Genomic DNA, 19,919 nt, shown 5'->3' on the forward strand with positions numbered 1-19,919 from the left:
TGACACCTGTGTCCTTGCGCGTGCCGGGACTGCGAGATCCTGTCCCTGACATCAGGAAGGACGGGGCACGTGAGAGAAGAGCCTGTCGAGCGGACCCGGCTCGGTCCGCGTGGCCGGATGCTGGCCATGACGGCAGCGGCAGCGGTGGTGCTGGGTGTGCTGGCGGTCGCCGCACTGGATCGGCCTCCGGACTCCGGTTCCGGCGTCGGCCCGGTAGCCGCCACTGAGTCGGCGCCGACCATCACCGAGCCGCCGGGCGCGGGCGCGACGCACACCGTCGAGCCGTCGGAGGAGACCGCGCAACCGACGCCGACCTGGGAGGGGCCGACGGTCCCGCCGATCGATGACTCCCTGGCCCGCGGGGTGGCGTCGGCGCCCGTCACGATCGTCGAGTTCGGCGACTTCAAGTGCGTGAACTGCGGAAGGTTCGCCCGCGAGATCGAGCCCGAGCTGCGCCGCCGCTACATCGACACGGGTGTGGTACGGCTGTTCTGGCGCGACTTCCCCGCCCAGGGCCGCCAGTCCATGCGGGCCGCGATCGCCGGACGCGCGGCGGCTCGGCAAGGCAAGTTCTGGGCCTTCCACGACGCGGTCTACGCTGACCAGTCCGGTGGCCTCGGCGAGGAGAAGCTGCGCTCGCTGGCAGCCAGGATCGGCCTCGACATGGCCGCCTTCGACGCCGACCGCCGTGATCCGGCCCTGCGCGAGGCGGTGGAGCAGGATTTCGCCTTCGGCGCCCAGCTCGGCATGCCCGGCACCCCGGGGTTCCTGATCAACGGCACGTTCTTCTTCGGAGCCCAGCCGCTGTCGGAGTTCGTCAAGCAGATCGAGAAGGCCCGCCATGAGTGAGGTCGGGTATGCCGCCGCCTTCCTGGGCGGGCTGTTCGCCCTCCTCAGCCCGTGCAGTGCGTTGCTGCTGCCCGCCTTCTTCGCCTATGCCTTCCCCGGGCATGCCGCTCTGGTCGGCCGCACGCTTCTGTTCTACCTGGGCTTGTGCGCGGTGCTGGTCCCGCTGGGGATGGGCTCCGCGCTGGTCACCGGGTTCTTCTACGGCCACCAAGACGTGTTGATCACGGCAGCGGGAGCGATGCTGATCCTGCTCGGTGTGCTGCAGCTGACGGGGAAGGGCTGGGCGATCGGTCCGCTGGAACGGCTGCGTGGCCATGTCAGCGGGGACTCGCCCGGTGCCGTGCTGGCGCTGGGCGCCGTCTCGGGGTTGGCTGGATTCTGCGCCGGGCCGGTGCTCGGCGCGGTGCTCACCATCGCCGCCGCGTCCGGCAGCACGCTGCGCGGCGCCGTGCTGCTGGCTCTGTACGCGGCGGGCATGGCCGCCCCCTTGCTGGCGCTGGCCCTCGTGTGGCAGCGCTTCGACCTCGGCCGCCGGCGCTGGCTGCGCGGCCGCCCCCTGCGGATCGGCCGGTTGCGGCTGCACACCACCACCTTCGCCTCCGGGCTCACCTTCATCGGCCTCGGCGTGCTCTTCCTGGCCTTCGACGGCACCCGCACCCTGACGGTGCCGATCCCCGAGGCGTGGGAGGTCGGCCTGCAGCAGGCGGCGGCAGCCGTATCGGTGCCGGATCTGCTGGTGGTAGCGGGCGTAGGAGTCGCTCTGGCCGTACTCATTGTTCGGCGGCTGCGAAAAGTAGGGAAATGATCACGCGGACCCTGCCTGGCCGCAAGTCGGTAAGCTCGGCGTCCTCGTCGGGTGTCGCCTGCCGAGGGGCCGCGCGAGACCTGGACGCTTCATACGGCTGGCGGACGTCAGCTTCGTGGAAACCGCCGCCTGAAATAGGGGGAGCCCGAGCGCATCCAACGTCGTAGCGTGCCGGATGCGCTCGGGACCCGTCCTCCGCATCGCCGGCTGATGCCCATGAGAGTCAGCAAGCCCAATTTATTGCATAGTGCAACCGTTGTCTGTCGCCCACGCTGTCGGCGCAGAGCAGACCGAGCCCGGCGTATCCAGGGGGGCAGCTGCCGCTCAGGATGGGGGCTCAGGACGGCGAGACCATCGCTGTTCGGGACGCCCTTGACCGTCGTCGCCGTGCAGTCCGGCGCGTAGTAGCTCGGCCAGGTGCATCCCGCACCGCCCGCCCGCCCGCCTGGCTCTGGTCGAGCTGGATACGGCAGCTGAAGCCGTCGGCCAGGATCACGTCGGCCTCGGCGGTTGCACGGACGGCAGGTAGCAGCACTCGCTCGGCGCATGCCTCCTACACCTCGTAGTGGCCCTGCTCGAAGCCGAAGTTGCCGGCCAGCCCGCAACAGCCCGACTCCAGCACGTCGGCGTTCACCCCGGCGGCGGTCAGCACCGCCAGATCCGGCTTGAACCCCATGATCGCGTGCTGGTGGCAGTGGGTCTGGACACGGGCGGTGCGTCTCACCTGAGGCGGCCGCCAGCCAGGGATGTGCTCGTGCAGGAGCTCGGCCAGGGTGACGGTCTGGCGGCGCAGCCGGTCGACGTCCTCGTCGTGCGGGAACAGCTCCGGGGCGTCGCCGCGGAAGACAGCGGTGCAGCTCGGCTCCAGGCCGACCACGTAGGCGTTCTGCTGGTCAGCCAAATGCGTTGGATGTTCGGCGGATGCTACGAAGACCCCCATCACCAGGGATGGCGCAGGAGACCACAAGCTCACTTGCGACCGTGCGGACCGTGTCAGTGGCGCGGTCCTTGTCGAGGCCAAGTATGCGCACCAGGAGCGAGGTGGCCCCAAGGGCAGCGGTGCTCGTTCCGAGGGCCTTCACCGCGCGCCAGCGGAGTTCTGCCAGGTCAGTGAACCCCTGCCGTCGAGGTCTTCTGGACGTCGTCAACGCGGCATTCCGTTCGGCCGCCCAGTGTCACGCACGTCTACCTCCTTGAAGATCACCGTTCCATACGGCTGCCCTACCCAGCGCATCCGCTGGGTGGCACGCCTGGGATCAGGCGGCGAGGCCGAGGGCTTGGGCCACGGCCGAGGTGGCCGAACTGGTTTCCGTCGCGGAATAGCCGCCGCGCAGGGAGGCGTCCTGGTCTTTCAGGCCGTTGCCGCTCAGCGTGATCACGATCCGCTGGCCCGGCGCGAGGTTGCCCCGGGCGTGCTGGTCGAGGAGGCCGGCGAGCCCGGCGGCCGAGGCGGGCTCGGCGAAGACGCCGTCGCGCCGCGCGACCAGCTCGTACGCCTCGAAGATCTGCGCGTCGGTCACCGCGGCGATCAGCCCGCCGGACCGGTCGCGGGCGTCGAGCGCGCCGTCCCAGGTGGCCGGGCTGCCGATGCGGATCGCGCTCGCCGCGGTTTCCGGATCGGCGACCGGCGTGCCGTGGACGAGCGGCGCGGCCCCCGCCGCCTGGAAGCCCCACATGCGCGGCGACCGGCCAGACTGCCCCTCCTGCTCGTAGGCCCGATAGCCGCCCCAGGTGGCGGTGATGTTGCCGCCGTTGCCGACCGGCAGACAGTGGATGTCCGGCGCGTCGCCGAGCGCGTCCACGATCTCGTAGGCGACCGTGCGCTGCCCCGCGAGCCGCAGCTCGTTGCCGACCGAGTTGACCAGCGCGATCGGGTGGTGGTCGGCGAGCTCGCGGGCGACGCGCAGGCAGTCGTCGAACGTGCCGTCGATCTCGACGATCCGCGCGCCGTAACGGACCGCCTGCCCCAGCTTGGCGAGCGCGACCCGCCCCTTCGGCACGAGCACGGCGGCCGTCAGCCCGGCGCGCGCGGCGTAGGCGGCGGCCGAGGCGCTGGTGTTGCCGGTGGAGGCGCACACGGCGAGCTCGGCCCCGGCCTCGGCGGCCCTGCTGATCGCCACGGTCATCCCGCGGTCCTTGAACGACCCCGTGGGGTTGGCGCCCTCGACCTTCAGCCAGACCTCGCAGCCGGTCACCGCGGACAGGTGCGCCGAGCGCAGCAGCGGGGTGTTGCCCTCGTTGAGCGAGACGGCGGGTGTGTCGGGGGTCACCGGGAGCCAGCGCCGGTAGCCGCTGTCGATCAGTCCGTTCCAGGTACTCATACCGGCGACCGTAACATTCGTTTCATGCCCTCCGCCACGTGTAACATTTGTCAGCATGGATGAGGATCCGGTGACGAACCGGCTCAGCGCGGTCTACTCCGAGCTGCCACCGGGCGAGCGGGCCGTCGTGCGGGCGCTGCTCGACGACCACCCCTTCGCCGCGCTCGGCTCGCTGCGCGCGCTCGCCGAGCGTGCCGGGGTCAGCCCGCCGACCGCCTCCCGCCTGTTCGACCGGCTCGGGTACGCGGGATTCGCCGGGTTCCAGGCGGCCGTGCGCGACGGCGTCCGCGACCGGTCGCGCCTACGCGAGTTCGTCGCCCGTCCGCCCGGCACCCAGCGAGCCGCCGAAGACCTGCGTGCCGGGCTCGACAGCACCCTCGCCGCCGTCACCGAGCCCCTGCTCGACGCCGTCGGCGACCTGCTGGCCGGAGCCGCGTCGGTCTGGGCGCTCGGCGGGCCGCTCAGCGAGCTGGCCGCCGAATACCTGATCAGGCAGCTCGCCGGCCTGCGTCCGGGGGCGCATCGGGTGCCCGACTCGGCGTCCGCGCGTGCCCGTACGCTGCTTGACCTGGGCGGTTCTGCAGCCGTGGTCGCGTACGACTTCCGGCGCTACTCTCCCGCCACGGCCCGCTTCACCGAGGCCGCGTGCGCCCGCGGGGCGCGGCTGGCGCTGATCACCGACGCCTGGGAGTCGCCGCTCGCGGCGCGGGCAGAGGTGCTGATCAGGCTGCCGCGCGAGGCCGCCGGGCCGATCGCGCCGCTCGCGCACCAGATCGCCGTCACCGAGCTGCTGCTGGTCGCCGTGGCGGCCCGTCTCGACCCGGCCGGACGCCTGGCCGACCTCGACGCGCTCACCGAGATGTTGTGAACCGCTTGTAGAAGAAGCTGCAGTCCAGCAGTGTGCCGTCGGGCGCGCCCGCGTAGGCCGGGCACGGTGCCGATATGGCGGCGGCGTGGATCACTGCACTGCCGATGTGGATCGCTGACGTAGGTCCGGGTGACGCGGCGTTTCTCCTGATCAGCGTGGGCACCATGCTGACACCTTCACTCGGGGCGTTCGTGACCTCGCGGATCTTCCGTCCCGCGTGCGGCATGGCGCGCTCCACCGGGCTCGTCCCGCCGTCGTGGCGGCAGATGTGGGGCTACAGCCCCCTGGGCCTGGCCTATCCGATCGTCGCGGCGTCTCTCGCGCTCCCGCTGCGCCTCATCACCGGGATCAATGACCTCGACCTGACCCGGATGTCCGGGGTCCGCTCCCTGGTGGCGCCGTGGATCGAACTCGCCTCGGCCGACCCGGCACAGATCATGCTGAGCGGCGTCCTGGCGATGGCGGTCAGCTTCCTGATCGGGCTGATCCCCTGCTTCGGGGAGGAGTGGGGCTGGCGGGGCTACCTGCTGCCCAGGCTCCTGCCCCTGGGCATGTGGCCGACGCTGCTGATCAGCGGCGCGCTGTGGGCTCTGTGGCACGCGCCGCTGGTGCTGCGGGGCTTCAACTACGACGACGGCGGCATCGCGGGAATGGGGGCTATGACGGTGTCGTGCATGCTGGCCGGCATCGTCCTGGGTTGGCTCGACCTCAGTTCGGGTTCGGTCTGGCCGGCGGTCGTCGCGCACAGCTCCAACAACACCTTCGCCGTGCTGATCACCTCGGGGCTGGGCGTGAACGCCGCGACCCAGGTGGATCCGCTCCTCAGCCAGATTCCCGTCTGGGTGACGACCGCGCTCATCGTGGCGGTGCTGGTCATCCGCCGGGCCGGCTCGTTCGCGCGGGGACGGCGTCGTTGACCTGGTCCACGATCGGTCTGGTGACCGCCGTGGCACTCGGCGTCGCCGTGGTGGCGACCGCTGTTCCGGCCGTGCGCGGCGCCCGCTCCAGCACCGTCAGTGCGCTGGCCGACGCGGCACGCCCCACCTCGCCGCACCAGTTGGCTGATCACCGTCTCGGCGCGACTGCCCGTCCCGCTGCTGCTCGCTCTGCGGCTCACCGCCCGCCGGCCGCGACGGGTGGTGCTGAGCGTGGTCACCATCGCGGTCACGGTCAGCGGCATCTACGTCCTGCTGGTGCTCAACGCCTTCCTCGCCGACCAGACAGGCCCCGGCGCACACACCGAAGCTCAGGTGGCGGTCCTGCGGCACGTGCTCCTGATCTGGACGGTCATCCTGCTCACCCTGGCGGCGGTCAACGCCATCGTCATCACCTGGGCGACGGTGCTCGACAACCGGCATGCGTCGGCGCTGGCGCGCGCTCTCGGCGCGACCCCGCGGGAAGTGACCGTCGCCCTGGCGACCGCGCAGGTGCTGCCCGCGCTCCTCGGCGCCGTCCTGGGGGTCTTCCCGGGAGGGTTCCTGCGGTTCGCCGCCATCAACACGATCACCGGCGGCGACAGCGACAAGGCCACGCTTCCCGCACCCTGGCGGCTGATCGCCCTGGTGCTGGCAACCGTGCTCGTGGTGGCGGCGCTCACCTCCGTTCCCGCCCACCTTGGCGGCCTCCACGCCACCACAGCGCCAGCCTCGGTGCCGCACCCGCTCCGCATCGAGGTCGAACTCCTTCGAACGGCCGAGGGGCAGCCGCGGACACGAGCGCGGCCTGCGTGATCCGCAGGCACAAGAGCCGCACCGTGTCGCCTTGCGAGTACTGCCACTGCCATCCCCCGCTCTGACCAGGTCCGGGACGGTCTGCCAGTCCTCGACGGTGGCGCCCGGGACCAAAAGAACGCCCTGGTCGCGGCGAGACGACATGAGCGGGAACGGTGAGAGCAGGTGGATTTGCCAGGCTACCGACCAGCCTCTTGGTCAGGCCAAGGCGGGGCTCGCAGCCTCCTGGGACGGTCCATTCCGGTGCGGGGGACGAGCACGGCGGGTCGCGCCGGGCAATCGCGGGTCAGCGCTGCATGTCGATGACGAGCTTCCCGCGGACTCCGCCGGCTTCGAGTCGTCGGTGAGCCTCTGCGACGTCGCCGATCGGGTAAACCGTGTCGATCATCGGGCGGATGCTGCCCGCCTCGGCGGAGGCGGTGAGCTCGGCGATCCGCGCGGGGGAAGGGTTGTTGCTGAAAAGCTTCATGCGCCGGGGCGAGAGGGCGGCGCGCAGTCCCGTGGTGACCATGGAGGCCAGGATGCGGTCCTGGTCGAAGGCGAGCGCGACCATGCGGCCACCCCGGGCGAGCCGGGCCTGGTAGGCGCCGAGGTCGGTGCCTACGACGTCGAGGATCACATCGTAATGACCGAGGTCCTGCGGCCGGGTCGTGCGGTAGTCCACGGCCGCGTCGGCGCCGAGTTCGGTGACCCAGCCGAGATTGCGGGCGCCGGCGAGCGCGGTGACGTGGGCGCCGAGCGCCTTGCCCAGCTGCACGGCGATGCTGCCGACGCCGCCTGTGGCGCCGCGCACCAGGAGCCGTTCACCGCTGGTGAGGCCGGCCTTGTCGGTCAGGGCGGTGAGGGCGGTGGTGCCGGACGAGGGCAGGGCGGCGGCGTCGAGCAGGCTCAGGTTCTTGGGGGCTCGGGCGAGCCGCTGTTCGGGGACGGTCACGTAGTCGGCGATGGCGCCGAAGGCGAAGTGCGGCATCAGCCCCCACACCTCCTGCCCCGCGCTCCAGGCGTGTACACCGGGGCCCAGGGCCGCGACGCGGCCGGTGAAGTCGCCTCCCAGGCCGCGGGGGAAGCGGGCGCGGGCGATGCCGCGCAGCCTGCCTGCGCGGAAGGCGAGTTCGCCGGCGTCCACGCTCGCGGCGCGGACCTCGACGAGCACTTCTCCTGGCCCGGGCCGAGGTGTGGGCACGTCGGCGACGCGCAGCACCTCGGGCGGGCCGAAACGGGTGTAGTGGACGGCACGCATGATCTCTCCCAGTCGTTCCGAGCATAAGTGGGCTGGCGGCCCACTTACGGTTCGGCTACTCTAACCGGAGCGCCAGCCCACTTGTCAAAACCTGGAGGAGGCCATGCCCCACGCCACCCGGCGGCAGCCCCTGCGTGCGGACGCCCAGCGCAACTACGACCGCATCGTCAGCGCGGCCCGGGACGTCTTCGCACGTGACGGCGCCGGCGCCGCCCTGAACGAGATCGCCCGTCAGGCCGGGACGGGATCGGCGACGCTGCACCGCCTCTTCCCCTCCCGTCGCGCCCTGCTCGAAGCCGTCTTCCACGACCGCGTCGAGGAGTTGTGCGCCATGGCGGCGCAACGGGCCGAGGAGAGCGAGCCGGGCCCCGCGCTCCTGGCCTGGCTGGGCGACCTCAACGCCTACGCGAGCGCCAGTCGCGGCCTGGCCGCCTCGCTGCTGCACGGCAGCCGGGATGCCGACCTGCTGGAGCAGAACGAGGGCTGCCAGGCGATGATCACAGAAGCGGCGCGCGAACTCCTGGGACGAGCACAACAGGCAGGCGCCGTACGCCCGGGGATCCGCGCCGAGGACCTGCTCGCGCTCGTCAACGCCATCTCACTGGCCACCGAGCATCACGAGGACGACGATCAGGCGGACCGGCTGCTGGACATCGCGATCAAGGGCATCCGTGGCCGGCCGGCATGACGGATCAGGTGGATCCGCATCTGGCCGGGGCGCAGGGGGTCAGCGGCGCATGGCACTGTGACGTCCATGAAGGTGAGCGTGCGTGAAGCCGTCCTCGACGCCGGACGGGCCCTTGACCTACCCGAGCCCGTGACCGAGGCGTTCATCCGCCTCCTGCGCCCCTGTGTCTACCTCTGCCCTCATGAGGAACTGCCGGAAGAGCTGAGGAAGAACGCCCGTCCGGCCGCTCGGGCCCTCGGGCTTCCCCATCTGCCCGAGGACCTGGCACTGCCCTCATACGTGCCGCACGTGGTGACCATCGACTGCGCCGCCCTACCCACCGGCGTCCTCGACATCGACTTTCCCGCCGACGGCCACCTGATCATCCTCGCCGAGATCACCGACCTCGACGAAGGCGTCATCATCCACCTGCCGCCAGGCACCGAGACCGTCGAACGCCACTCGCAGGCGAAGGCTCACGAGCCGTTCCCGCTCTACGCGGTTCCTGGCACCACCTGGTCTGCCGGTCTTCGCTGGTCCGACGTTGCGGAAGCGGCCGACTACGCCGAGGGGGACGCCGAGCGGGCCCGCCTGGTGGCCAAGTTCATCGATGACATCGGGGAGATTCCTGACGTCCGATGGAGATTCGACATCCAGCTCGGCGGCTACTCCCGCGCCTGGCACAACCCGGTGGAAGCGCGCGGGAAGGTGCTGTTCGCCTCCATCCCGGAGAGCGAGGTCTTCGGGGACGGCTGCATCACCCTCATCTCGGGGACCCGGGAGCAGATCGCGGAGTTCCGCTACGACGAGCTCGATTTCGACGTCGAGTGCTGACTTCCAGGTCGTGGGTTCGACCAGGGTGATCAGACATGCGGTCAGCGGCGGACGACGCGATGACCAGGCCGTCGACGACCGACGGCAGTGCCCGGCCTGCGTGATCCGCGAGGAGCCGGTCGGAGCGGGAAGCGCTGTCGGACGACAGCATGCCCGCCACGTCTCCTTCTCGGTCAGGCGTGGCCCGGGTTCCGTTCACGAACGCTTCCCGCCCGTAGCTGACGCCGGCGTACCCCCCTGGCTCCGAGCGGCCTCACCGGGGGGGCAGGGGGTCCGTCCAGCTCAGTCCGGTACAGGTGGTCTGCCTGTTCACCTGCATGAGCCGAGATGGAGCGCGGCTTACCCTCATCGCCCAGGCTCTTGGTCGAGTGGCGGGTACGCAGCGTGACGACAGTCCGGGCAGACCTACGGGGGACACCGCTCATGAGCACCATCACCTTCGACCACGCCGCCGCCCTGGCCTACAAGGACGACGCACAGGTCAAAGCCACCGCCACCAGCTGGGCTTCGACCGCGTCAAAACCTTTCGCGCCCCGCACGCCACACCGTTCCCGCTGACCGACACCCAGGCCTACGTCGCCGCCAGCGACCAGATGATCGTCGTCGTCTTCCGCGACACCCGGCCTGCCGGCCACCTTGAAGGACTGGCACACCGGCCAGTCGCTGTGGTTCACCGGCCACAGCCTCGGCGGAGCCCTGGCCATGCTCGGCGCCGCCCGCACCCACTTCGTAGACCCCGAACTGATCGCCGACGGCATCTACCCCACGGCCAGCCTCGCACCTGCTGCCCGCGCCTGACCGACGCCTACGACCAGGCCTTCGGCGGCCGCACCTTCCGCGTTCAACAGAGCGACCTTCTCCCGCCTCACTGGGTTCGGCCGGGGGACGTTCGCCGGTAACGCTGAATTTGGGGGGCAACCTTCTGCAAAAGCACGACGTTCCGCCGAGCGGCCTTCTCCGACGAGGTCATAGCCGAGATCCGGGTAAACCGGCCATTCCGGGGCGGCCCTCAAAGCGCAGGTCGGCGGGGTTTTACAATCCGGCCACGAATGAGGAAGATCGCCGCCTGACAAGCCATCCGGGACGCGACCGGCGGCCGCGCTCACCCTGGCCACCATCCACTACACGCCGGCCAGCGCGGCGGCCAGGCGCTCGCGCTCGGCGCTGGTCAGGACGCTCTCGGCCGAGTTGGTGGGCGAGCACCTCCAGGTACGTGGCGAAGCGGGCGCTGACGTCGACCGGGTCGACCGGCGGGTCGACGTCAGCGTCCGGGGGAGCGGGCAGGCTGGTCACAGCCTGGATGGCGGTCGGCGCGGTTCAGCACTCGGTAGGCGGGTAACGCTGCGGTCCGTGCGCCGCACCTCGCCCAACTCCTTGCGGGTGACCTGCTCGTCCTTGGGCAACGTTCTCACGGACGGGCAGGCGGAACGATCAGACGCCGAGCTCGGCCGAGGCCAGCTCTGTGCCCTCCAGTCGGGCCCGGATCTTGGCGAACGCCGTCTCCCGTGAGGTGGAGGTGTCGTCGGCGAACGGCGCGAACCCGCAGTCGTCACAGGTGCCCAGCCGGTCGGCGGGCAGGTGGCGGGCGGCGGTCAGGACGCGGTCGCGGACCTCCTCGGCGGTCTCGACACGCGGGTCCACCGGGTCGATCACGCCGACGAAGATCCGCGCGTCGGCGGGCAGGTGTTCGGCGGCGACCGTCAGGACCTTGTCCGGGTCGGCTTCGCTGGCCAGTTGGAGGTAGAAGTTGCCCGCCTTGAGCCGGAACAGCTTGGGCAGCAGGGCCGCATAGTCGACGTCGAGGCTGTGGGTGGAGTCCTGGTCGCCGCCGGGGCAGGTGTGCACCCCGATGCGCGCGCGTTCTGCGTCGGTGAAGCGCTCCAGCACGCTGTTGTTGAACGCGACGAAGTCGTCCAGCACCCCGCCACTGGGGTCGAGCTTGAGCGAGAGCCGGCCTTCGGTGAAGTCGAGTTGCACCACGTGCGCCCCGGCCTCCAGGCAGCCGCGGATGTCGGCCTCGGCCTGGTCGGCCAGGTCGGCAAGGAACGCCTCGCGCGGGTAGCCGTCGATGCCCTCGGCCGGGTAGAGCAGGCTCAGCGCCGACGGCGCGATGACGGCCTGCTTGACCGGCACGCTCGCGTGGCGCTGGGCGGCGCGCAGGTAGCGTTCGGCGTGGACCTGGTAGCGGAACGGTCCGGCCGTCAGCAGGGGCAACTGCCGCTGGTGCCCGTCGGCGAAGGGGATCACCACGCCGGCCGGGACGAGCCCGTCGAGCCCGGCGATCGGGTAGGTGGCGAAGCTGGGCTTGGCCTGCTCACCGTCGGTGACCACCGGCGAACCCAGCTCCTGGAGACGGTGGATGGTGGCGCGGACGGCCTGTTCCTGCGCCTCGGCCAGCGCGGACGCTCCCTCGGCCGGTTGGGAGGCTGCGATGGCCAGCAGAGCAGGCGGGCGGGGGATGCTGCCGATAGGCTCGGTGGGGAGTGACATGACGACAGCGTAGATAACGATGCGTATCTGATCAATCGCTTCCCGTGCGCGCGGTCGCCCGCTTCGCGGACCACGGGGTGGAGGAACCGACGGACAGCCGTTGCGCTGAGGATGTCGGCGGCCAGGCGCAGCAGCTCAGGCTCGGGGCACTCCTCGGCGCGATTGGCGCGGGTCACCTCGTTCTGCACGGCCCGGGTGACCTCTTGGCGGTGGTCGTGCACCAACGCCCGGTCCGCGCGGGTCATGGTGCCGTCGCCGGCTCTGCGTCCTGCCGGTTTCCCCGGCAGGACGGCCAAGGGGCGGCAACCAGGACCGGGCCAGTCTTGCGCGGAATGAAGGGCTGAGGAGAGCACGCCCGGCAAGGACGAGCTCGTAAGCGCGTCTGCTCTTTGTTGTAGATCAGCATGCGGTCGGTGCACTCGGCCCGTACGGTACGGACCCATCGCTCGGCGTAGCACGCCCGCGCCGGCGAAGACCGCGTCGAAGACACCGGTGAACTTGGTATCTCGGTCGCGGACGAGAAAGCGCAACGAGGCGACCCGTGTCCCGAGGTCCATCAACAGGTTGCGGGCCTGCTGGGCCGTCTCAGATGCGGGGACTGCACAACGGCCACGCTCACGGGCCGCCGGGTCGGCCGAGGACGCGGGCGCGCACTGGATCATCAAGCGCCTGGCGGCCGTCCCCGACGATCCCGTGCCCCGCGAGACGGTGCCGCCCTGTGCGACGCTCCGGGGACCCGCGTCCCCGACGGGCACCTGGTCGTCCTGGGCGACAATCCGCGGCGCTCGCACGACTCCCGCCGCGCCGGATATCTGACGGCCGACCGCCTGCTCGGCGTGGTGCTGCGCAAGGTCTAACCGTCCTCCGGCCGCCGGCGGGACGTCGCGGTGCGCTGACCGCCCGAGACCTAACCCTTGGCTTGCCTTCTGCCAGAAGTTGGCAAGGACGGCGTGCGGAGCCGGGGAATCGCCCGGCGTGGACGTTCTACTACCCCTTGAAAGGTGCGTTCCGCTGGCGGGGGAGTTCGTATGGAAGGCGGCGAGAGGCGAGGATTGTTGTCCCCGATCCTGCTTCTCCTGATCTGGAACCGGCCCAGCCACGGCTACGACCTGATCGACCGGCTGGGGGAGCTGGGCGTGGCAGGGGTGGAGCCCGGCCATGTCTATCGGCTGCTGCGCGCCCTCGAACGCGACCAGTGCCTGATCTCCTCCTGGACCGCCTCGCGTACGGGACCTCCGCGCAGGAAGTACGAGATCACCGCTTCGGGCCTGAGCGACCTGAAGGCCGCGATGATCCGGCTGCGGGATCTGGGGGACGTCCTGCGCGCCTGCGCGGCTCTGTGGGACGAGGGACACCGGCCGCCGTCCCATGACGCGGGGCCGTCCCACTCCCGCGTCGCCTCGTGGCAAGGAGAGGTGGGATGACGCCTGTGTCGCCGCCCTTCGAGCGGCGGGTCGCCCCAGGACGGGCGCTCGCCGGGGAGGCCGCCTCGATCGCCCTGGCGTGCCGGGCCATGGCCCGGCGGTTCGCGCGGGGCGGCCGGCTGCTGGTCTTCGGCGACGGCGGCGCCTCGGCGGACGCCCAGCACGTGGCCGTGGAGTTCGTCCATCCGGTCATCGTCGGCAAGAGGGCCCTGCCCGCCCTCTCCCTCAGTCATGACGCTGCCCGGCTGACCGCCGTCGCCGCGACCAGCGGGTTCGAGGAGGTCTACGCCGAGCAGGTGCGCCTGCTGGCCGCCGAGCACGACATGGCGCTCGGGTTCTCCTGGGACGGCGGCTGCGCGGACGTGCTGCGCGGCCTGGAGGCGGCACACGGGCTCGGCCTGCTGACCGTCGCGCTCGTGGGCGGAGAAGGCGGGGACGGCGGCGCCGTCGGCCGCAGCCCGGCCGTGGACCACGTGCTCGCAGCCCGCTCCGGCGACCCGTGCGTGGTGCGGGAGATCCACATGACGGTCTACCACCTGCTCTGGGAGCTGGTGCACGTCTTCCTCGACCAGCCGGAGGAGGCCCGATGACCGAGGAGCCGGGGGAGCGGGTGTGCCTGACCTGTTCCGACCTCGCCCTCCCCATGCGCGTCGTCGAGCTGCTCGGAGACGGCCTGGCCATCGCGCAGGGGGCCGCCGGCGGCCCGCAGGAGATCAGCGTGGCACTGGTCGAGGCCGGGCCGGGCGACGTCGTCCTGGTGCACGCCGGTGAGGCCATCGCGGTGGGAGGGGAGTGCGGATGAGCACGGCGGAAGGCACCGGCGTCGAGGCCCTCTACCCGTCCCTGTACGTCCGGCCCACCGATCCGGACGCCCTGCTGGCGGAGGTGCGCCGCTCCTGCGCGGCCAAGGCGCACGAGATCGTCGCGCTGCGGGAGACGGTCGCCGGGCTGCACGGGGAGGAGCTGGCGCGCTGCGCGGCGCGGACGGCGGCGGCCTTCGAGTCCGGCGGGAGGCTGTTCGCCGTCGGCAACGGCGGCAGCGCCACGGACGCGCAGGCGCTGGCCCAGCTCTTCGCCCACCCGCCGCGCGGACGGGCGCTCGCGGCGACCTGCCTGGCCGCCGACGCCGCCGTCGTCACCGCGCTGTCCAACGACGTCGGCTACGACCTGGCCTTCGCCCGCCAGGTCGCCGCCTTCGCCCGGCCCGGTGACATCGTGGTGGGCCTGTCGACGAGCGGCGGCTCGGCGAACGTGCTGCACGCCTTCGCCGAGGCGCGCCGCCGCGGCGCCCTGACCGTCGGCCTGGCCGGCGGCGACGGCGGGCGGATGGCGGCCGACGGCCTGGCCGATCACCTGTTCGTCGTGCCGTCCCCGTCGGTGCACCGGATCCAGGAGGCGCAGGTGACCCTCTACCACGTCCTGTGGGAGCTGGTGCAGCGGGCGCTGACCGGTGACGGCTGAGGGGCCCGGCCGGATCCGGATCAGGGTCGAGGGGCTGGTCCAGGGCGTCGGCTTCCGGCCGTTCGTCAGTGGCCTGGCCGGACTGCACGCGCTGGCCGGGTTCGTCGGCAACGATCCGCGCGGCGTGTTCATCGAGGCCCAGGGCGAGCCGTCGGCGCTGCGGGCCTTCGTCGCCGAGCTGGAGCGGCGGGCGCCGCCGTCCGCGCTGGTCGAGAGCGTCACCGTGGCGGACGCCGAGCCCGTCGCGGAGTCGGGCTTCCGGATCGTGGCCAGCCGCGGCGAGGGCGCCCGCCAGGTGTGCGTGCCGCCGGACGCGGCGCCGTGCGACGCCTGCGCGGCGGAGATCGCCGACCCGGGCGCGCGCCGGCACGGCTACGCCTTCACCAACTGCACGGACTGCGGGCCCCGCTTCACCATCGTCACCGACCTGCCCTACGACCGGCCCAACACCACGATGGCCCCGTTCGCGATGTGCGACCGCTGTTCGCGGGAGTACCGCGACCCCGGCGACCGGCGCTTCCACGCGCAGCCGGTGTGCTGCCCCGCGTGCGGGCCGTCGCTGCGGCTGCTGGACGCGGACGGCCGGCCGCAACCGGGCGACCCGGTCGGGGTGGCGGCGCTCTGGCTGGCGCGGGGCAGGATCCTGGCGGTCAAGGGCGTGGGCGGGTACCACCTCGCGGCCGTGGCCGGGGACGAGCGGGCGGTCGGCGCGTTGCGGGCCCGCAAGCGCAGGGAGGGCAAGCCGTTCGCGGTGCTGGCCGCCGACCTGGCCGCGGCGCGCGAGCTGGTGCTGCTAACCTCGGCCGCCGAGCGCGTCCTGAGCGGACCGCGGCGGCCCGTCGTCCTGCTGCCGCGCCGGGGCGGGGCTCCGGTCGCCGAGGCGGTCGCGCCGGGCAACCGTGAGCTGGGGGTGATGCTGCCCGCGACGCCGCTGCACCATCTCCTGGCCGTACGGCTCGGCCGGCCCGCGGTCCTGACCAGCGGAAACCGGTCGGACGAGCCGATCGCGCACCGGGACGACGACGCCCTGGACCGGCTGTCCGGCATCGCCGACGGCTTCCTCGTCCACGACCGGCGCATCCACGTCCGGGCCGACGACTCGGTGGTGCGCCTGTTCCGCGGCCGGGAGCTGCCCGTCCGTCGCTCGCGCGGGTACGTGCCCGCTCCCGTGACGCTGCGACGGCCGCCGTCCCGGCACGTGCTGGCCTGCGGCGGCGAGCTGAAGAACACCTTCTGCCTGGTCAAGGGCCGCCACGCGGTCCTGTCGCAGCACATCGGCGACCTGGAGGGCTACGAGACGCTGCGCTCGTACGCGGAGGGGATCGGCCAGTTGAGCCGGCTGTTCGGCGTCCGGCCCCGGCTCGTCGCCCACGACCTGCACCCGGAGTACCTGTCCACCAAGTACGCCTCCGGCCTCGACGACGTCGAGCTCGTCGGCGTGCAGCACCATCACGCCCACATCGCCTCCTGCCTGGCCGACAACGGCGAGGAGGGCCCGGTGATCGGCGTCGCCCTGGACGGCCTGGGCCTGGGCTCCGACGGCACCCTGTGGGGCGGCGAGCTGCTGGTCGCCGACCTGCGGGGGTTCGAGCGGGCGGGGCACCTGGAGGCGCTGCCCATGCCCGGCGGGGCGGCGGCCGTACGGCAGCCGTGGCGCATGGGCGTGTCCTACCTCGACGCGATCTACGGCGACGCGCCGCCGGACCTGCCCTTCGTCCGGCGGCACCGGGACCGGTGGGCGGCCGTGGCGGCGCTGGCCCGCACCGGGACGAACGCGCCGCTCACGTCGAGCGCGGGCCGGCTGTTCGACGCGGTGGCCGCGATCGCCGGGCTGCGCGACCGGGTGCTCTTCGAGGGGCAGGCAGCGATCGAACTGGAGCAGTTCGCCGAGCCTGGCGAGCGGGCCGCCTACCCGGCGGCGCTGTCCGGCGGGCCGGAGCTGGTCGTGTCCGGGACCGACCTGGTCCGCGGCGCGGTCGAGGACCTGCTGGCGGGCGTGCGGACGCCGCTGGTGGCCGCGCGCTTCCACAACGGCCTGGCCCGTGTCCTGCTGCGGGCGGTGCTGGCGCTGAGCGAACGGACGGGGCTGCGCGAGGTGGCGCTGTCCGGCGGCGTCTTCCAGAACGTCGTCCTGCTGGAGCGGATGGAGGCAGGGCTGCGGGAGGCGGGCCTGCGGGTGCTCCTGCACTCGCGGGTGCCGCCCAACGACGGCGGCCTCAGCCTGGGCCAGGCCGCCGTCGCCGCCGCCCTCGACCACGCCGGATGAACCGCGCCGGATGAACCGCGCCGGATGAACCGCGCCGGATGAACCGCCGGTCGGCCGCGGCTCAGCAGATGCGCGGCAGCGGGTCCCCGACGAGCATGTCGACGATCCGGGTGCCGCCGAAGGCCGTGTCGAGCAGCACGAGCCCCGCGGGCTCGGCACGCACCCGGCCGACCACGGCCGCCTCCGCGCCGAGAGGATGGCCGCGCAGCGCCTCCAGCGCCCTTCCGGCCTGCTCGCCGTCGACCACGGCGACGAACCGGCCCTCGCAGGCGACGTACAGGGGGTCGATGCCGAGCAGTTCGCAGGCGCCGTTCACCACCGGGCGGACCGGCACCGCCGACTCCTCCACCACGATGCCGAGCCGCGAGGAGCGGGCCAGCTCGTTGAGCACCGTCGCCACCCCGCCGCGCGTGGCGTCCCGCAGCACCCGCACCCCGGGGACGGCGTCGAGCAGCGTGGCGACGACGCCGTTGAGCGGCGCGGTGTCGGAGGCGAGGTCGGCCTCTATGTCCAGCTCTCCACGGGAGATCATGATGGTGACGCCGTGCTCGCCGATCGGCCCCGAGACGATGACGGCGTCGCCCGGCCTGATCGCCGACGGCGTCAGCTCGGTCTCCCGCTCCAGCACGCCCACGCCGGCGGTGGTGACGTAGCACCCGTCCGCCTTGCCGCGTTCCACGACCTTGGTGTCCCCGGTGACCACCTGGACGCCGGCCCGGTCGGCGGCGGCGGCCATCGAGGTGGCGATCCGCCGCAGGTCGGCGACCGGGAAGCCCTCCTCCAGGATGAAGCCGGCCGACAGGTACAGCGGCCGGGCCCCGCACACGGCCAGGTCGTTGACCGTGCCGTTGACGGCGAGGTCGCCGATGTCGCCGCCGGGGAAGAACAGCGGGAAGACCACGAAGGAGTCGGTGCTGAAGGCCAGCCGCCCGCCCGCCACCCCCAGCACGGCGCCGTCGCCCAGCGGCTCCAGGATCGGGTTGCGGAACGCGTCCACGAACACGGCCTCGACCAGCGTGTGCGAGGCGCTCCCGCCCGCGCCGTGGGCCAGCGTGATGCGCTCCTCCCGCACCCGGGCCCGGCGTCCCCGGGCGCGTTCGATGCGCAGCAGCACCTCTTCCTCGCGGGTCGCCGGGCCGGCGGGCCCGCCCGCCTCGCGGACGGCCCGCTCGGCCCATCCGGCGGTGCGCTCGGTCGTCATGCCGTGGTCGCCTCCTTGGCCCGCGTGCGGGTGAACCGGCCGAAGTTGTAGTACGCGGCGCAGGCGCCCTCGGAGGACACCATGCAGGTGCCGATCGGCGTCTCCGGCGTGCACGCGGTTCCGAACACCTTGCACTCCCACGGCTTGAGCACGCCCTTGAGCACCTCGCCGCACTGGCACGCCTTCGGGTCGGCCACCCGTACGCCCGGCACCTGGAAGATCCGTTCGGCGTCGTGGGCCGCGTAGGCGTCGCGCAGGCGCAGCGCGGAGTGGGAGATGAAGCCGAGGCCGCGCCACTCGAAGTACGGGCGCAGCTCCATCACCTTCCCGATCGCCTCCAGCGCCCGGCCGTTGCCCTCCCACGGCACCACCCGTGTGTACTGGTTCTCCACCTCGGCCCGCCCCTCGGCGAGTTGCCGCAGCAGCATGTGGATCGACTGCAGCACGTCCAGCGGCTCGAACCCGCAGCAGACGAGCGGCTTGCCGTGCTCCTCGGCGATGAACGCGTACGGCCGGCAGCCGATCACGGTGGAGACGTGGCCCGGCCCGATGAAGCCGTCGAGCCGCAGGTCCGGCGAGTCCAGGATCGCCTTGATCGCCGGAATGATCATGACGTGGTTGCAGAAGACGGAGAAGTTGCCGAGCCCTTCGGCCGCGGCCCGCAGCACGGTCATCGCCGTGGACGGCGCGGTGGTCTCGAAGCCGATCGCCATGAAGACGACCCGGCGGGCGGGGTTCTGGCGGGCGATCCGCAGCGCGTCGAGCGGGGAGTACACCATGCGGATGTCCGCGCCGGCGGCCTTGGCGTCCAGGAAGGAGCCCTCGCCGCCGGGCACCCGCATCATGTCGCCGAACGAGGTCATGATCACGTCCGGTTCGCGGGCGATGGCGATCGCGTCGTCGATGCGTCCCATGGGGATCACGCAGACGGGACAGCCGGGCCCGTGGACGAGGTTCACGTTCGGCGGCAGGTGGTCCTCGACGCCGTGCTTGTAGATCGTGTGGGTGTGCCCGCCGCACACCTCCATGAAGGTGTAGCGACGGCCGGGCTCGCACAGCTCCGCGATCCGCGCGGCCAGGGCCCGTGCCGTCCGGGCGTCGCGGTACTCGTCGACGAAGCGCATGCCGGCGCCTTTCACGTGATGTCGGATTCCGCGAGCGCCTGGAGCTCGTCGGTGTAGGCGGGGCCGAGGCCGTTCAGCAGCGCCAGCGTCGCCGCGGCCTCGCTCTCGTCGATCCTGGACATCGCGAAGCCCACGTGGACCAGGACCCAGTCACCGGGCCGGACCGGACCGTCCAGCAGGCCGACGCTGATCGCGCGGCGTACGCCGGCGACCTCGACGGTGGCCAGGTCGGCCCGGTCCGGCAGCAGCTCGACGATCTCTCCGGGGATGCCAAGACACATCGTTCCGGGATCACATCTGCTTGATCTTGAGGTAGCGCCTCAGCGCCGGGAGTTCCTTCCAGAACATCCCCAGGAGCACCGCCCCGGCCAGCCCGGCCAGCAGCGTCGTACGTGGTCGCCGCATGTCTGTTTCCTCTTTCTCAGCCTGGCGGGAGGTTGGGCATGACGGGCAGGATCGGGTCGTGCTTCTTGGGGCTGATCCCCGTCGAGCGCCGGGCGTCGGCCGTGCCGTCCCGGTGGTGTCCCGCCTGCTGCTCGTACGCGCCGGGCCGGTTGCCCTGCTCGACGCCCTTGACGTGCGCCGTCGCGTCGGGTGCGACGTCGGGCTTGCCCACCTTGATGTGTGCCATGGTGCGGG

General features: G+C 72.1%; 23 protein-coding genes. 15 read left to right on the forward strand and 8 right to left on the reverse strand.

Translation table 11 applies throughout. The features are described from left to right. Positions 1–69: 69 nt before the first annotated feature. Both AB0J46_RS49355 and AB0J46_RS49360 read left to right on the forward strand, forming a co-directional pair. Positions 70–849, forward strand: coding sequence for a thioredoxin domain-containing protein (locus tag AB0J46_RS49355; protein ID WP_364343583.1), 780 nt, complete (start codon positions 70–72; stop codon positions 847–849). Further along, positions 842–1,654 carry a cytochrome c biogenesis protein CcdA gene (locus AB0J46_RS49360; protein ID WP_364343586.1) on the forward strand — a complete coding sequence of 271 codons (813 nt, stop codon included), beginning with the start codon at positions 842–844 and terminating at the stop codon, positions 1,652–1,654. The genes AB0J46_RS49355 and AB0J46_RS49360 overlap by 8 nt, the downstream gene beginning before the upstream one ends. A gap of 553 nt (positions 1,655–2,207) precedes the next feature. Here AB0J46_RS49360 and AB0J46_RS49365 read toward each other — a convergent pair. Both AB0J46_RS49365 and thrC read right to left on the reverse strand, forming a co-directional pair. Beyond that, positions 2,208–2,555 carry a hypothetical protein gene (locus AB0J46_RS49365; RefSeq protein ID WP_364343589.1) on the reverse strand — a complete coding sequence of 116 codons (348 nt, stop codon included), beginning with the start codon at positions 2,553–2,555 and terminating at the stop codon, positions 2,208–2,210. 355 nt (positions 2,556–2,910) lie between these two features. After that, positions 2,911–3,975, reverse strand: coding sequence for a threonine synthase (thrC, locus tag AB0J46_RS49370; protein WP_364343592.1), 1,065 nt, complete (start codon positions 3,973–3,975; stop codon positions 2,911–2,913). 55 nt (positions 3,976–4,030) lie between these two features. Here thrC and AB0J46_RS49375 point away from each other — a divergent pair, with 55 nt between their 5' ends. The 3 genes from AB0J46_RS49375 to AB0J46_RS49385 all read left to right on the forward strand — a co-directional run bounded on the left by AB0J46_RS49375 (position 4,031) and on the right by AB0J46_RS49385 (position 6,573). After that, positions 4,031–4,843 carry a MurR/RpiR family transcriptional regulator gene (locus tag AB0J46_RS49375; protein WP_364343595.1) on the forward strand — a complete coding sequence of 271 codons (813 nt, stop codon included), beginning with the start codon at positions 4,031–4,033 and terminating at the stop codon, positions 4,841–4,843. A 164-nt stretch (positions 4,844–5,007) separates the two neighbouring features. After that, complete coding sequence (locus tag AB0J46_RS49380) at positions 5,008–5,760, forward strand: CPBP family intramembrane glutamic endopeptidase (protein WP_364343598.1); 753 nt, start codon at positions 5,008–5,010, stop codon at positions 5,758–5,760. A 99-nt stretch (positions 5,761–5,859) separates the two neighbouring features. Beyond that, on the forward strand, positions 5,860–6,573 hold the full coding sequence (locus AB0J46_RS49385; RefSeq protein ID WP_364343601.1) for an FtsX-like permease family protein: 714 nt from the start codon (positions 5,860–5,862) through the stop codon (positions 6,571–6,573). A 286-nt stretch (positions 6,574–6,859) separates the two neighbouring features. Here AB0J46_RS49385 and AB0J46_RS49390 read toward each other — a convergent pair whose 3' ends face one another. Then, positions 6,860–7,813, reverse strand: coding sequence for an NAD(P)-dependent alcohol dehydrogenase (locus AB0J46_RS49390; RefSeq protein WP_364343604.1), 954 nt, complete (start codon positions 7,811–7,813; stop codon positions 6,860–6,862). A gap of 103 nt (positions 7,814–7,916) precedes the next feature. Between AB0J46_RS49390 and AB0J46_RS49395 the strand changes: the two genes are divergently transcribed. From AB0J46_RS49395 to AB0J46_RS49410, 4 genes are all read left to right on the forward strand, one after another. Then, a complete protein-coding gene (locus AB0J46_RS49395) occupies positions 7,917–8,501 on the forward strand; it encodes a TetR/AcrR family transcriptional regulator (protein ID WP_364343607.1) in 585 nt (194 codons plus the stop codon). Between the two features lie 78 nt (positions 8,502–8,579). Beyond that, positions 8,580–9,314: a hypothetical protein gene (locus AB0J46_RS49400; RefSeq protein WP_364343610.1), complete on the forward strand. Its 735-nt coding sequence runs from the start codon at positions 8,580–8,582 to the stop codon at positions 9,312–9,314. A gap of 423 nt (positions 9,315–9,737) precedes the next feature. After that, entirely contained in the window at positions 9,738–9,872 is a 135-nt protein-coding gene (locus AB0J46_RS49405) for a hypothetical protein (RefSeq protein ID WP_364343613.1), read from the forward strand. Positions 9,873–9,950: 78 nt separating this feature from the next. Continuing rightward, positions 9,951–10,112 carry a hypothetical protein gene (locus AB0J46_RS49410; protein WP_364343616.1) on the forward strand — a complete coding sequence of 54 codons (162 nt, stop codon included), beginning with the start codon at positions 9,951–9,953 and terminating at the stop codon, positions 10,110–10,112. Between the two features lie 633 nt (positions 10,113–10,745). Here AB0J46_RS49410 and AB0J46_RS49415 read toward each other — a convergent pair. Then, complete coding sequence (locus AB0J46_RS49415; RefSeq protein WP_364343619.1) at positions 10,746–11,804, reverse strand: cobalamin-independent methionine synthase II family protein; 1,059 nt, start codon at positions 11,802–11,804, stop codon at positions 10,746–10,748. Between the two features lie 716 nt (positions 11,805–12,520). On the opposite strand from AB0J46_RS49415, the gene AB0J46_RS49420 reads away from it, so the two are divergent. The 6 genes from AB0J46_RS49420 (at position 12,521) to hypF (ending at position 16,955) form a co-directional block, all read left to right on the forward strand. After that, the gene (locus AB0J46_RS49420; protein ID WP_364343670.1) at positions 12,521–12,661 is read left to right on the forward strand and encodes a S26 family signal peptidase; all 141 of its coding nucleotides are present in this window, start codon (positions 12,521–12,523) and stop codon (positions 12,659–12,661) included. A 171-nt stretch (positions 12,662–12,832) separates the two neighbouring features. Then, the gene (locus AB0J46_RS49425) at positions 12,833–13,228 is read left to right on the forward strand and encodes a helix-turn-helix transcriptional regulator (RefSeq protein WP_364343622.1); all 396 of its coding nucleotides are present in this window, start codon (positions 12,833–12,835) and stop codon (positions 13,226–13,228) included. Continuing rightward, positions 13,225–13,818 carry an SIS domain-containing protein gene (locus AB0J46_RS49430; RefSeq protein WP_364343625.1) on the forward strand — a complete coding sequence of 198 codons (594 nt, stop codon included), beginning with the start codon at positions 13,225–13,227 and terminating at the stop codon, positions 13,816–13,818. The genes AB0J46_RS49425 and AB0J46_RS49430 overlap by 4 nt, the downstream gene beginning before the upstream one ends. Continuing rightward, the gene (locus AB0J46_RS49435) at positions 13,815–14,030 is read left to right on the forward strand and encodes a HypC/HybG/HupF family hydrogenase formation chaperone (protein ID WP_358295829.1); all 216 of its coding nucleotides are present in this window, start codon (positions 13,815–13,817) and stop codon (positions 14,028–14,030) included. Before AB0J46_RS49430 ends, AB0J46_RS49435 begins: the two co-directional genes overlap by 4 nt. Then, positions 14,027–14,689: an SIS domain-containing protein gene (locus AB0J46_RS49440; RefSeq protein ID WP_364343628.1), complete on the forward strand. Its 663-nt coding sequence runs from the start codon at positions 14,027–14,029 to the stop codon at positions 14,687–14,689. The genes AB0J46_RS49435 and AB0J46_RS49440 overlap by 4 nt, the downstream gene beginning before the upstream one ends. Beyond that, positions 14,679–16,955, forward strand: coding sequence for a carbamoyltransferase HypF (gene hypF, locus AB0J46_RS49445; protein ID WP_364343631.1), 2,277 nt, complete (start codon positions 14,679–14,681; stop codon positions 16,953–16,955). Before AB0J46_RS49440 ends, hypF begins: the two co-directional genes overlap by 11 nt. A 61-nt stretch (positions 16,956–17,016) precedes the next feature. On the opposite strand, the gene hypE is transcribed toward hypF, so the two are convergent. The 4 genes from hypE to AB0J46_RS49465 all read right to left on the reverse strand — a co-directional run bounded on the left by hypE (position 17,017) and on the right by AB0J46_RS49465 (position 19,911). Further along, complete coding sequence (gene hypE / locus AB0J46_RS49450; protein WP_364343634.1) at positions 17,017–18,156, reverse strand: hydrogenase expression/formation protein HypE; 1,140 nt, start codon at positions 18,154–18,156, stop codon at positions 17,017–17,019. Next, entirely contained in the window at positions 18,153–19,280 is a 1,128-nt protein-coding gene (hypD, locus tag AB0J46_RS49455; RefSeq protein WP_364343637.1) for a hydrogenase formation protein HypD, read from the reverse strand. Before hypD ends, hypE begins: the two co-directional genes overlap by 4 nt. 11 nt (positions 19,281–19,291) lie before the next feature. Then, on the reverse strand, positions 19,292–19,561 hold the full coding sequence (locus AB0J46_RS49460) for a HypC/HybG/HupF family hydrogenase formation chaperone (RefSeq protein ID WP_357707649.1): 270 nt from the start codon (positions 19,559–19,561) through the stop codon (positions 19,292–19,294). 140 nt (positions 19,562–19,701) lie between these two features. Further along, entirely contained in the window at positions 19,702–19,911 is a 210-nt protein-coding gene (locus AB0J46_RS49465) for a hypothetical protein (RefSeq protein ID WP_357707651.1), read from the reverse strand. Positions 19,912–19,919 lie beyond the last annotated feature (8 nt).

The organism is Nonomuraea sp. NPDC049758, assembly GCF_040674635.1.
In the GTDB taxonomy this organism is placed as follows: Bacteria; Actinomycetota; Actinomycetes; order Streptosporangiales; family Streptosporangiaceae; genus Nonomuraea.